Source organism: Pseudomonas sp. GW821-FHT09E04 (assembly GCF_059416185.1).
This window is the reverse complement of the sequence record NZ_JBWKOR010000009.1, coordinates 96,161-109,025: the sequence shown is the minus strand read 5'-3', so window position 1 is coordinate 109,025 and position 12,865 is coordinate 96,161. Positions and strand designations below refer to the sequence as shown.

General features: G+C 55.0%; 12 protein-coding genes. 7 read left to right on the top strand and 5 right to left on the bottom strand.

From position 1 onward, the window contains the following. Window positions 1-282 precede the first annotated feature (282 nt). Both AC07N4_RS27435 and AC07N4_RS27430 read left to right on the top strand, forming a co-directional pair. Window positions 283-645: a DUF7079 family protein gene (locus AC07N4_RS27435; RefSeq protein WP_493066521.1), complete on the top strand. Its 363-nt coding sequence runs from the start codon at window positions 283-285 to the stop codon at window positions 643-645. A 91-nt stretch (window positions 646-736) separates the two neighbouring features. Then, the gene (locus AC07N4_RS27430; protein WP_493066520.1) at window positions 737-1,093 is read left to right on the top strand and encodes a DUF7079 family protein; all 357 of its coding nucleotides are present in this window, start codon (window positions 737-739) and stop codon (window positions 1,091-1,093) included. A 218-nt stretch (window positions 1,094-1,311) separates the two neighbouring features. Here AC07N4_RS27430 and AC07N4_RS27425 read toward each other — a convergent pair whose 3' ends face one another. After that, window positions 1,312-2,103: a hypothetical protein gene (locus AC07N4_RS27425; RefSeq protein ID WP_273536825.1), complete on the bottom strand. Its 792-nt coding sequence runs from the start codon at window positions 2,101-2,103 to the stop codon at window positions 1,312-1,314. Window positions 2,104-2,831: 728 nt separating this feature from the next. Here AC07N4_RS27425 and dusA point away from each other — a divergent pair. Next, window positions 2,832-3,827 carry a tRNA dihydrouridine(20/20a) synthase DusA gene (gene dusA / locus AC07N4_RS27420; protein WP_102651361.1) on the top strand — a complete coding sequence of 332 codons (996 nt, stop codon included), beginning with the start codon at window positions 2,832-2,834 and terminating at the stop codon, window positions 3,825-3,827. An 84-nt stretch (window positions 3,828-3,911) separates the two neighbouring features. After that, window positions 3,912-4,283 (top strand): DUF2388 domain-containing protein, encoded by a 372-nt coding sequence (locus AC07N4_RS27415; protein WP_096822050.1) that lies wholly within the window; start codon window positions 3,912-3,914, stop codon window positions 4,281-4,283. Here AC07N4_RS27415 and AC07N4_RS27410 read toward each other — a convergent pair whose 3' ends face one another. Beyond that, window positions 4,284-5,114 carry an undecaprenyl-diphosphate phosphatase gene (locus AC07N4_RS27410; protein WP_102621820.1) on the bottom strand — a complete coding sequence of 277 codons (831 nt, stop codon included), beginning with the start codon at window positions 5,112-5,114 and terminating at the stop codon, window positions 4,284-4,286. A gap of 505 nt (window positions 5,115-5,619) precedes the next feature. Here AC07N4_RS27410 and AC07N4_RS27405 point away from each other — a divergent pair. The 3 genes from AC07N4_RS27405 (at window position 5,620) to AC07N4_RS27395 (ending at window position 9,071) form a co-directional block, all read left to right on the top strand. Continuing rightward, complete coding sequence (locus AC07N4_RS27405) at window positions 5,620-6,360, top strand: winged helix-turn-helix domain-containing protein (RefSeq protein WP_102621821.1); 741 nt, start codon at window positions 5,620-5,622, stop codon at window positions 6,358-6,360. 291 nt (window positions 6,361-6,651) lie between these two features. After that, entirely contained in the window at window positions 6,652-7,293 is a 642-nt protein-coding gene (locus AC07N4_RS27400; RefSeq protein ID WP_102621822.1) for a winged helix-turn-helix domain-containing protein, read from the top strand. A gap of 383 nt (window positions 7,294-7,676) precedes the next feature. After that, window positions 7,677-9,071 (top strand): undecaprenyl-phosphate glucose phosphotransferase, encoded by a 1,395-nt coding sequence (locus AC07N4_RS27395; protein WP_102621823.1) that lies wholly within the window; start codon window positions 7,677-7,679, stop codon window positions 9,069-9,071. 289 nt (window positions 9,072-9,360) lie between these two features. Here the strand turns inward: AC07N4_RS27395 and AC07N4_RS27390 are convergent, their stop codons facing one another. Genes AC07N4_RS27390 through AC07N4_RS27380 form a run of 3 tightly spaced genes read right to left on the bottom strand, consistent with a single transcriptional unit; the run spans window position 9,361 to window position 12,862 of the window. After that, a complete protein-coding gene (locus tag AC07N4_RS27390; protein ID WP_493066519.1) occupies window positions 9,361-11,439 on the bottom strand; it encodes a YjbH domain-containing protein in 2,079 nt (692 codons plus the stop codon). After that, window positions 11,436-12,200: a capsule biosynthesis GfcC family protein gene (locus AC07N4_RS27385; protein WP_493066518.1), complete on the bottom strand. Its 765-nt coding sequence runs from the start codon at window positions 12,198-12,200 to the stop codon at window positions 11,436-11,438. The genes AC07N4_RS27390 and AC07N4_RS27385 overlap by 4 nt, the downstream gene beginning before the upstream one ends. Beyond that, entirely contained in the window at window positions 12,197-12,862 is a 666-nt protein-coding gene (locus AC07N4_RS27380; RefSeq protein WP_493066517.1) for a YjbF family lipoprotein, read from the bottom strand. The genes AC07N4_RS27385 and AC07N4_RS27380 overlap by 4 nt, the downstream gene beginning before the upstream one ends. Window positions 12,863-12,865: the final 3 nt, after the last annotated feature.

The window sequence follows — 12,865 nt, the reverse complement described above, 5'->3', positions numbered from 1 at the left end:
CTATTGCGGTGCGCAGCCTTAATTTCCCCTTTCCTCGGCTGATGTCCGAGAGTTCAGCATGACTCGTGATGACGCAGGCAGGAATAACTGGAGAAAAATAAATCTGTCCCCTTTCGCTGTCCGGGAGCCGCCGGCGGCTTCCTTGCGGGGTGTGAGCTCAATTTGCGGCCCAGCGGCACCAGCGTGCGCTGTAGCCGTAGTTTTATTAGGCAGCATGGCAGGTGGCATTGCTGGAAGCGTAGTTGCAGATACTTTTGACGAAGAATTAGAGGAGCTTTCCCATTGGGAAGTATTTTAACTCCGGAAGATAAAGCCAAGATCCAGATAGCATTGGCTGAAGCCTTCGTTGACAACGAAGTCGACTATGCATACATCGCGGAGCGAATTAAATCCTATGATCTGAAAATTGTTGAAGACATACTGTATTCAGAAGTGGCTCCTGTGTGCTTTGGCAATCTTGAGACGCCAGCACCTCCCATCTGGACAGGGTTCAAAGATGAGTGGTTGTTAGACGAGATTGAAAAAGAACTGCAAGCTCGTGAAAAAAACAGGGCGCGTCGAGCTTTTGACAAACTGAAGGTTCTTTGGCTTCGACGTAGTTATAGCTATATCTGGAAAGAAATCTTAAAAAACATTAATAACTAAGATAAATCCTGCAACTAACAAGACACACATTGAAACCTATGAATTCAAACACCTCATTGAAAGAATTTGTTTTTTTAAATCTGATACCTTTATGACAAAACAGCAGAGAGCGGATATACGCTGGGCGCTATCAGATGCATTCGTTGATAACGACGTCGACTATACTGCAATTGCAAGGCGGACAAGAGAATTCGATCGAAATGAAATAAAACGCATCCTTTTTGAAGAGGTGGCACCTATTTGCCACTCCAACCTTGAGAGCACACTTCCAACTACATGGCTTTGCTTCAACAGGGAGGAGTTGGAAGACGACATTGAAAAAATGCTGGGGACGAAAAAGAGCACCTGGCTTAAAAGCAAAACCAATGATTTACTAGTGATGTGGTTGAAAAATAGATACAGGTACATCTGGATAAAATTAGAAAAGCAGTATCAAGACCAAAGGTGAGCATTCTAAAAACAAACCCTTAACCTTTTTTCCGCAACTTTCTTTCCTTCCACACACCAAAACCAAGAAGAAAACCTGACCGGAAATGTGGATAAATTTATTACCACCCAGAATCCCCACCCTTTTAACTTTATAGCGTTAAAACAAACAAACCCGTCTCATCTTCCTTCATTCCTGAAGACTGGCAAAAGACAAATTCGTATATTTTTTCAACGGACCTAGGGGTAATGTGATGTATTGCGGTTAGGGGTGTTGCAACCATTGCAGAGAGGACGAAGATTAATAATGTGATTCATACAGGCAATAGCGAGCTCTTGAAGCATATTTCTGTGAAAAAAAAGAGAGTAATAAATCTCACCTCGGGTATTCAACGTGTACTTGTCCGCCTTAGCAGTAGAGACAGATGCTACACCACCCACTGCGGCCATATGGATGGCTTGAAAATGCGCGCCTTTTGGGCCTTGGACCGTACCACGGGTGAGACCCAATGCACGAAAGACTTTGCAGATAGCTTCGTACGGATTACCCCCAATGGGGCGTTGGTGGTCAATTGAAATGTTGTCGAGCGTATGCACTAACCAACAGTCGTAGCAGGGTACGGTGTCTGGCAACGGCCCTGGAGGGCCGGCGGGTGCACCAGCATGGTCTACATAGACAAGGGCGCGCGGCGCAACATTGTAGAAGCCTCGCCATGTTGCATTGGTGAGCACACCTCGATGCGCTTGATCATCGTAAGAGTTTTGATTAATAAAGTTGACGAAGGCTAGTAGTTGCGCCTGCGTGATGCTTACCGCCGGGTTTACGGCACTCCAATTGGCGCCAGACATCGGCCGGGTCTGCAACACCATGTCAGTACTGTTCGCGGCAATGCTGACTCGATTCAGCCATTGAGACATCTGAGGTGAATTTTCTGTGACATGCCGCCCGCTGACAATGGTGGCGCGCGCGAAGAGGCGAACATTATGGTTATTATTTGCGGTCCAGTTATATGCACTGCTTATGTCGGGCATTTCTGCAATCCTTGTGCTTACAACGCCGAAAAAAAAGCAAAAAAGTAACTATAGACAAAAAACAGGACAGATTTATTTATTAGAAATCACTAGGAAATAGGGACTGGTTTATTTACCACATAGAAATCCGAAAAAAAATCTGCTCACTTTTTTCATAGAGGCCCTGTTACCCGAAAAAGGCAGCAGGACCGGCTATACAAGGAAACGTAGCTTGAACCTCAGAGTCGAGCCCACCCTTACGCTATTGCCCTAACCGTTTGCGCGACTCAACTCAGCTATGCCGATCTCCAATGGTCAGGATTGCCTTTGCTGGTATCACGCACACGTCCCACCAAGGGACTGTGCCCCAAGCTTTTAGCTGCTTTGATGGCCGCCTCCTGCGTTCTGTGACGAATTCCATCAACGCTCGCTCCACCGGCATGCTCAAGCACATAGTGATCGATTGCCGCGCCGTCTGGCCTGCCCTTCGGGCGCGGTTCCACATATACGTTAGCCATATTTATAGTCCGTTATCTGCCATCATTGGCATCAAACACGATGGTTCAATCTAAAGAAAACTCAAGCCGCCGAGAGAAATAATTCTCTAGAAATGGTGCCGGATTTATTATTCGCGCCCCTTTATCAAGCTGCTGTATCCGTCGACACACCACCCAGACGCCCCCCAAGCCCCACCCCTCCATTCCTGATAAACTCCCCCACCTCCCAGCCACACCGATTCCGTACCCCCAATGCCCCCAATCACCGCCACACCCGCCCCACTCTCCCGCCGTTTCTCCGTCGCGCCGATGATGGATTGGACTGACCGTCACTGCCGGTACTTCCTGCGCCTGCTGTCGAAAAACGCCCTGCTCTACACCGAAATGGTCACCACCGGCGCTCTGCTCAACGGCGATCACGAGCGCTTCCTCCGCCACAACGAAGCCGAGCACCCTCTGGCCTTGCAACTGGGCGGTAGTGTTCCGCTGGACCTGGCCGCCTGCGCCCGAATGGCGCAGGAGCACGGTTACGACGAGGTGAATCTGAACGTTGGCTGCCCGAGTGATCGGGTGCAGAACAATATGATCGGTGCATGCCTGATGGGGCATCCGCAGTTGGTGGCGGATTGTGTGAAGGCGATGCGTGATGCGGTGTCGATTCCGGTGACGGTGAAGCATCGGATCGGGATCAATGGGCGGGACAGTTATGAGGAGCTGTGTGATTTCGTCGGCACGGTGCGGGATGCCGGGTGCACCAGTTTTACGGTGCATGCGCGGATTGCGATTCTGGAGGGGCTGTCGCCGAAGGAGAACCGGGACATTCCACCGCTGCGTTATGACGTGGCGGCGCGGTTGAAGGCGGATTTTCCGGAGCTTGAGTTCATTCTGAACGGCGGGATCAAGACGATGGAGGCCTGCCATGAGCATTTGCAGACCTTTGACGGTGTGATGCTGGGCCGTGAGGCTTATCACAATCCGTATCTGCTGGCCGAGGTGGATCAGCAGTTGTTCGGCAGTTCAGCGCCGGTGATCACTCGCGCCGAGGCGTTGGCGCAGCTGCGGCCTTATATTGCCGAGCATCTGGCGACTGGCGGGGCGATGCATCACATCACGCGCCATGTGCTGGGCCTGGGCACCGGTTTCCCGGGGGCGCGCAAGTTTCGGCAGTTGTTGTCGGTGGATATCCACAAGGCCAAGGATCCGTTGGCGTTGCTGGATCAGGCGGCGGAGTTGTTGGCCGGTCGTTGATCGAGGCGTTGAATGTGCGGGCAACGAATGACCGTTGCCCGCTGCTGTAATTCTTTTGATGTACTGACAGGATGTCTTTTGTTTATGCCCACGTTGAATTTCCCTGGCTTCAAGCGCTGCACCCTCCTTGCCTTGTTTTGCATCACTTCCAATGTTCAGGCCCACTGCGACGGGCTGTGTCTGGGTAACACCGATACGCCATGGGAGGTGACCAAGCTGTCTGGTTTCACGCTTGTCTCTTTGCTGCTCACGCCCTTTACGGCCTCGCAAGAAACCACCGAAAGCCATAAACGCGTTTACTCCGCCGAGGAGCTGGAAGACGCGCGACTCTACCTCGCCAGCGACGGCATGCTGAAGGCTGCGTATTTCACGTCAGCCTTGCAGCGCTTTCGTCAGGAATCGCCTGATACGGAGTTGAGCGACCTCGCCGTCGCGGCGCTGATCAGCAGTCAGTGATCAGGCCGCCGCTTCCGTCCAGTTCACCCAGCCAAACACCCACGTCGCCAGGATCAGCAAGCCGAAGGCGATCCGGTACCAGGCAAACGCGGCGTAACTGTGGTTCGCAATGAACTTGAGCAAGCCGCGTACGGCGATCATCGCGAACACGAACGCGGTGACGAAGCCCAGGGCGAACACAGGCAAGTCGCCCGCCTGGAACAGTTCCCGGTACTTGTAGCCTGAGTACACCGCAGCACCGACCATGGTCGGCATCGCCAGGAAGAACGAAAACTCGGTGGCCGCCTTGCGCGACAGGCCAAACAGCAGGCCGCCAATGATGGTCGAGCCGGAGCGCGAAGTACCCGGAATCATCGCCAGGCACTGTACGAAACCGATCTTCAACGCGTCGGACCAGGCCATGTCGTCGACGTGCTCGACGCTCACCACATGATCCCGACGTTCGGCCCACAACATCACGATACCGCCCACCACCAGTGCGACAGCGACGGTGATCGGATTAAACAAGTAATGATGAATGGCATCGGCGAATAACACGCCCAGTACGACCGCCGGGAAGAATGCGATCATCAAATTAAGCGTGAATCGTTGCGCATTGCGCTGGGTCGGCAGGCCTTTGACGATTTCGAAGATCTTCGGGCGAAACTCCCAGACCACGGCAAGAATGGCACCCAGTTGAATAATGATGTTGAACGCCATGGCGCGTTCGCCACCAAAATCGAGCAAGTCGGCAACGATAATCTGGTGGCCCGTACTGGAGATGGGCAAGAACTCGGTGAGACCTTCTACCGCACCTAAAATCAACACCTTGAACAAGGTCAGTAAATCCATTAATCCTCCGTCAGAACGCTCGTAAAGAGCGCCCGATCAACTGTATTCAGGCATTGGGTATCTGAAGTTAAACAATTGGTAGATCCAGACCCATTGCCCGACTCGGTGACGGAGAATATGTCTTATCAAAAGACACACTCAAGCCATGTTAATAATCGTCCGTCTGTGAACTTGTTCTCTTAGTAGCAAAAAAAGCCCTCACACCCTAAAATGTGACCCACCTCACATTCTCCAGTTTCAAGCCACGACCAATAGTGGCCATAGGACATAAAACAGGTCGCCATAATTACAAAATAGTGGCACCATTGCACATCGCCACCATCTAACGGCCTTCGTTTCGTTAGTTCACAGCCCCGAGAAAATCAACTAAAAGCTTGAAATGCTTAATTATTGTTAGAAAACTCGGGAGCCACGTCTAAAAACCGCGTAAATGTTACCAATTGTCAGTCACAGATGAGAACCGGTGCTTTAACATCCCGATGTCAGCACTTTTTCGAGTCAACGCATCATGCTTACAGGGAACTTGGCGACTAGCAGCCCACACCGGACAAACAACGAGCCAGGCGTTCTCACTCTGGCCCGTACCCGTGCTGTGGCTGAACATTTTAGAGCGTTGATCGCGCAGCATGTGCAGACCGATCTGGCTCTAGAGGCCAACTCCTTCACTAGTTCATATCAGCAAAATGAATATCACGGCTCATATCGAGCCATCTTCATCATCATCGACACTCCCCAGGCACTCGAAGACAATCTGGCGCGGGTGGAAAACCTGCGTGCCGACAACTTGAAGCCGATCATTTGCGCGGTCATTACAGGGCGAGGCGCCTACAGCAAGATCAAATACCATCTTGCGGGGGCGGACTTCTGTATCAAGCTCAATACGCTTGCCGACGAAGGCGCCGAGTTGTTCGGTGAGTTCTTCAGCAGTGAAGAATGGCTCAGGGATATAGACCTGGTGCTGGACCCGACCCGTATTTGCCTGTCGGACACCAGCAAGAAACTGGACATTTCCTTTGCCGAAATGAAGATTCTGGAAGCGTTTGCGCAGACCAGTAATCACATACTCAGCCATGATGAAATCGCCAGCATCATGGGGCTCAACAGCAATTTCTACGATCCCCGGGCACTGGAAAAATCCATCAGCCGCTTGCGTGGGAAAATCAAGGACGTGTACGGTACGAACGCCATACAGAGCATTCGCGGGTATGGCTACCGCCTGATGAGGGGGTTGATCTCGACCGCCTGAGTCAGGAAATCATCATTTGCAGCATACGAGGGAACGTCTGATGCAACGCTATGAAAATCCAACGTCTCACCGCTTTATCCGCAATATCTATCCAATAAAAAGCTGTCAATTGAATGAGCGCTGCAACACTTAAACATAACAATAAATCATTACTCTAAAAGCAGACCAAGTGGAACTTATCGCGGCCATAATTGGGCCCAGACCCTGCCTGTCGATTTTTTCCGAGCGCGTTATTACTCGTCTGCCGAATACCTTTTAGCCATATTTGGTGCGTTATTTCAGGAGAGAGACATGGAAACCAGTACAACCCTCCCAAGAAAATATTTTGTTGTCGTGACGAACAATTCCGCGTCGCAGCGCGAACTCGAGAGCATTCTCTCCAGTGAGCGTTTCAATTCGTTTGGTACGTCTCAGGCACAGATGTTTGTTGAAGGTGTTGCTTCGCCCTCTTCCACTCCCACGCTGATGGAGTTCACTTACCCACGCGGCACAAGGAAAAGCGTCGCTCGCAGTATTGAACATGATACCCAGCGAATATTGGCCACCCTCGAGTCCGAATGGCTGGCTGCACAATCTACTCATTCATTCCAGAACACCCAGGCCATAACGTCGGACGTCAACGACACTTCCCGGCCGGTCACAGAAGCCTGGCACCTCGACAATGATCAAGGCGTACTTGTCCGGGAGGATATCGAGATCAGTCTCACCGGCCTCGAAACCGCACTCGTCAGGAAAATGCTGCACCATGAAGAACGCGTTGTCAGTCGCGACGATCTGATTCTCAGCATCGGTCGGGAACCGGAACAATATCGCGGTCTGGAGATGTGCCTGAGCCGTCTTCAAGACAAATTCAAAAGTGCCAGTAACGGTGAGCGACTGTTTCGCGCTGTCCGCAATCGCGGTTATTGCCTGATCCAGGAAGTTGTTGCCTAAGCACAGCCTTCCCATCAATGAACAGAAGCAAGTGCAATTACAAAAATAAAAAAGCACTTTGCTTGGTTTAACCCTCCTTTGTCAGTAATGCCTCCCTCCTCACCCTTCCTACGATAGCAAACACAACAGGGATTATTAACCCTCCGCCCTTCGACCTTTTCTAACGTTTGATATTCTTCAATTAAAATGATTGGCACATTGCCATCTTGTTAGAACTCGTCAGACAGCTTCTTCCCCAATAACTTAGTCTATTGATTGACGACAGTTCGGCATACCGATGTTGTTACCTCAGAACATGGGCACCTAAAACAAAAACAAGTCTGCTTAACAACTCGGATTTCAACTGTCGAAACCTGAATGGAAGTCTTTTGGGGATATCGCATATGGATCTCACTCTACGCATCAACCGAAACACGGGCCTCAAGGGACTTACCTTCTGGGGCCAATGGGCACTGGCACAGTGCTTTATTGTTTCACTGTTATTTATATTGGCTGAGCAGCACACGGGAACGGTCGAGTTCTATTACCGGATGTGCACCATGCTGGCGGTGTTGGCCTCAGTTCCGGCTTATACCTTCAGCGGCGCTTACCGAAAGCGAGACAACTACCTGACCGGTCTGGGACGGCTGTTCATGGGCTGGTCGATGACCATGGCCGGGCTGACATTCATCGCGTTCATCTGCAAGGCCGATGAGCTGTTTTCGCGCCAGGTGATCCTTGACTGGGCGGTGTACGGCTTCCTCGGACAAGCGTTGCTGTATGCACCGCTGCATGCGTTCTCCAAGTACTACCAGCGCTCGCGCAAAAGCGAGCACAAGACCCTGATCGTCGGCACTGGCGAACTGGCCCTGGGCCTGGCGAAGAAGCTCAGCGAACACGAAAACCTGCCGTTGGTGGGTCTGGTCAGCAACGGCACCCTGCCCGCTCTGGACGCAAATGCACCACGCGTCGTCGGCGATCAGGAAAACCTGCTGGAACTGATCAAACGCCACGACATCCGTCGCCTGTACATCACGCTGTCGCTGTCCGAAGCGGCGAAGATCGAAGCGATGTATGTCGATCTGCTGGATGCCAACGTGGACGTGGTCTGGGTGCCGGATCTGAACAGCCTGACGCTGCTCAATCACTCGGTAAAAGTCGTGGACGGCCTGCCGGCGATCTACCTCAACGAAAGCCCGCTGACCAGCCGCCCCACCGCCGCCCTGAGCAAGAGCCTGATGGAGAAAAGCGTCGCGCTGCTGGCCATCGTGCTGTTGAGCCCGGTGCTGTTGCTCATCTCCCTGGCGGTTAAGCTCAGCTCCCCCGGCCCGGTGTTCTTCAAGCAGGATCGCCATGGCTGGAACGGCAAGGTGATCCAGGTCTGGAAGTTCCGCTCGATGCGCGTGCACGATGACCGCGACGTCAAACAGGCCAGCCGCAACGATTCGCGCATCACCGCCGTCGGACGCTTCATCCGCCGCACTTCGCTGGACGAACTGCCGCAACTGTTCAACGTGCTGCAAGGCCACATGGCACTGGTTGGCCCTCGCCCGCACGCCGTGGCGCACAACAACTACTACTCGGGGAAAATCCTCGCCTACATGGCGCGCCACCGAATCAAACCGGGCATCACTGGCCTGGCGCAGATCAGCGGTTGCCGGGGTGAGACCGATACCCTCGACAAGATGGAGAAGCGTGTCGAGATCGACCTCAAGTACATCAACAACTGGTCGCTGTGGCTGGACGTGAAGATCCTGGTGAAGACGCCGTTTACCCTGTTGTCGAAGGATATTTACTGAGACGCAGAGCTGCAGAAAGCAACACCGCAAGGGGACGAAAGTCCCCTTTTTTGTGGGCGGGACTTGGGGGTTGGCGGGCAGCTTGCGAGCACGCTGGGGCAGTTGAATTGATGCCGACCGGACTGACGCCAATCGCGAGCAGGCTCGCTCCCACAAGGTTCCGGGCAATGCTGAAGATCAGGCATTACCCAATAACCTGTGGCAACGGTGGAAGGATCAACAAAGGCATCCACCACAAACAAAAACGGGAGCCGAAGGGCTCCCATTTTGGCTTCCCGGTCTCCCGGACTTACTCGGTAATCTTCCCGAAGTTGCGATAGAACATGTCGTCTTCGCGGCTATCGGTCATCGAGTGCAGCTGGAAGCTGCGATTAAGCCTCGCACCACCGTCACGAGTCAGCGGCGCCCAGACCAGATTGGCCCGGCGCATGGTCGACATGCTCATCATCTCGTCGAACGGAATGGACAGGTAAATGCCCTTGTCGAAACTACCTTCGCCGTATTCCGTACTGCCGGCGGTGGTGATGGTCGCCCACGCACCGAAGCGCACACCGTTGGAAAACTCTCGCGAGATATCCAGCGTGCCGCCAAAGTCGCCCGCCAGATAACGCCCGACGCTGACCGCCGCGAGCGTTTCGTAAGGCAAGTCGGTGTAGCCGGTGATGTGGCCGGTCAGCACCGAATAATCACGCAGGTCGAAACCCTGGTCGAATTCGCGCTGACGCACGTAGTTCAGGTCCGCACCGATCGCCCAGCGCTCCCCGGTCGGACGGAACAGCACCTCGCCGCCGACACCCGCGAACATCGATTCCAGATAACCGCCGTAGACCATGCCGTACAAGTCTTTGTCCAACTGCTCGGCGTGGCTGACCTGAAATAACGGCATGGTGGTTTCTGAAGTGGTCAGGTACTGGCGCAAGTCGGTGCGCACACGCGGCAGACCGCTGGGTGCGTCGTATTTGAACTTGTCGAAGTTGTTCGCCAGGTTCTGGCTGAGCATGCCGCTCCACCAGGTGTTGCGGTTGAAGCGGAACTCGGCGTCGAGGTCGGCACTGAATTGATAGAGCAAACCATCCGGGCCGCCGACGTTCTGCTTGAAGCCCAGACCGGCGCCATAACTGAAGTGCTGCGGCGCCTGGGTGTAGAGCGTCTTCTCGTTGTGCGGCATCGCCGGGTTGACCTCGGTGGTGCGGTGCAACGTTTGCAGCGGCTCCTCGTTGTTGATCACTTCGCGGAAGGTCTGGCGCGGCACACTGGTTTCTTCCAGCGGCAGGTCGTAGCGCTTGTTGACCACGGTGAACCAGTTGATGTCGTCGTTGACGCTGTTGTCCAGAATCCGGCTCGCACGCCCCACCGCTTTCGCCGAATGGAAATAACGCTGCTGCTCGCCGTACACGATCAACTCGGAGTCTCGCTGGGTTATGCGCTCGACCTGATAGCCCGCGTTCTGCTGCAAGCGTTGCGAGACGTTGGCCCAGTCGACCTGGTCCGGCGCCGTGGTCGGTGCCTTGGCCGGCAACGGTTCCGGCGGCGGATCGAAGGTCTTCGCCGGGGCTTTGCGGCTGACGAAATTGGTGTGGAACGTGACGCCGAACATGGCCGTATTACCGCGTTCCCACGCCGCGCTCACGTCGAGGGAGTCGGTCACCTTGAACACCGCGCCGAGGTTGATCGGCGAGTCCTGCTTGATCACGTTGTCCTTCGGTTCGTGCTTGTAGTCGTTGCCTTCGTATTCGAGTTTCAGGCTCAGGCGATCCCATGGCGTCTGGTAACTCACACCGCCGAAGAACGATGGCTGGCCGCGAAAATACGAGCCGGCATTGACGTCACCGGTGCCTTCCATCGCCGGCCGGGTCTTGAAGCGATCGTCGAGATAGCCCAACGGGTTGTCGACATCTCCGCGATTGCCGATGTAACCCCAGGCAATGCCGGCGCTGAAATCCAGGTTGTCGAAGCGCTTGTTGGCCACCAGGAATTCACTGGCGAACAAACCCGTACCGCCGACGTCTCGGAAGCCCAACGCGATGTCGGGCGCCCAATGGGTTTCTTCCCAGAGCCGGACTTTGACGTCGACCGCCTTGTCCTTATAGCTCTGGTTGCCGCTCATCGACTCCGGGCCGTAAGGGCGGTTGGTGATGGCGGTGTAGCGAAACGAGCCTTCGAGCCAGTCCAGCGGCTGCAACGAAACGCTGTAGCGGCTGTAAGGCTCGGTGCGGTTGGCGTTGACGCTCAACTCGCCGGCCGGGGCCATGCGCGCGGTGGGCGTCTGCAACAGACCGGTGCCACCAAAATCGCCCTGGGTAATGCGCGGCTCGGCATGGGCCAGGCCGCACGGCAATAACAACACAGCTGCAAAACGCAAATTCAACGAACCACCTCAGCCAACTGCGTGGCAATAAATTCGGCCAACTGCTGATTCAGTTCAGGGATAGGCGGGTCAAGATCATCGTTTTTCAAGGGCACCAGAATCTTGCTGCCGGCTACGGGAAACTGCCCGCTCTCACGATTCCAATGGGCAATGCCGACGCGCCGCGAAACGCCGTTGGGCTGGATCAGCCACAGGTAATCGGCGTCGGCGTCGTCCTCCAGCAGTACGCAGCTGCTGAGGTATTCGCGCGCCTCGAGCAACGGTTGATAAGGCAGTCGGCAGGTCCCGGCAACGGCGCCGAGCACTTGCACTTCATCGACCCGCTGCGGGTAGATCAGGCGATCACCATCGTCCAGACGGATGTTGCGGGCGAACCCGACTTCCAGCGCCACCGGGTCCAGATCCGCGATCTGGCGCCCGGTGACCGGCATCTGCCGCACGTCCTCGGCCATGCGCACCGCCAGGGCTTTGCGGCTCGGTCGATCGAACAAATCGGCCATGCGTTGCAACACGTCCAGGTCGAACAGCACGCCGACCTTGAGCCGGGTCTGCTGCTCCAGCAGGGACTGACGCAGCAACTCCCCCGCCAGCCAATAACCTTCGGCATTCGGTACGGCGACGCTGATCACATCAGTCAATCGCCCACCTGCCGGCAACTCGACCGACCCCGGGTTGGCAACGTCGCCGCTGACGGTCACCGCTGCCTGGCTTGCGCCGGCGAGCAACATCAAACCCGCCGACAAAACCCTCAAGCGCTTCATGGCACGCGCCTGCGATCAGGGGTCAGCTGCACGATCTTCACTCGCAGTTGCGAGGTCAGTTGCTGCTCACTCTGCACAATGAAACCGTCAACCGGATCGACCCAGTAACGGTTGGTCGCCCGCAGGCCGATGGCCGGGACGTCGATACGCTCATCGACACGCAGCACGGCGTATTCCTTGTTGAGAATCTTCAGGGTTTCCATGGATTTGCGGGTGAAGCGGCTGTTGACGATCAGCCCGACTTCCTGGCCCTTGTAGAGATCGATCCAGCGCTGACTGGTGTCGCCATCGGCAACGTTGTGCAGACCGCGCTTGAACGGCGACGCATCGGACAGCCGCGTGCCGTCCAGATCGCCTTCCGCACCGAGACCGATGGTGCGCACGGCGAGACCGTCGCGCAGCAGCAGAACCTGTTTGCCGGAGGCGACCCAGAACTGCAGGTCCTCACGCTCACGCACCAGCGCCAATACCCCGGAGCCGGACGGCGTGGTCAGTTTGAGTTGCGGGTAGTTGACCTCAGCCACCTGGGCCGGCGTCACGTCGATATCATCCGGGCCGACTACCGCCGACTTGAGGTTGGTCACCGACGCGACCATCAACGGGTTGCAGCCACACAGCAACAAGGCCGCCATCAGGCAGACGCCAACTTTCAACGTTTTCACAGT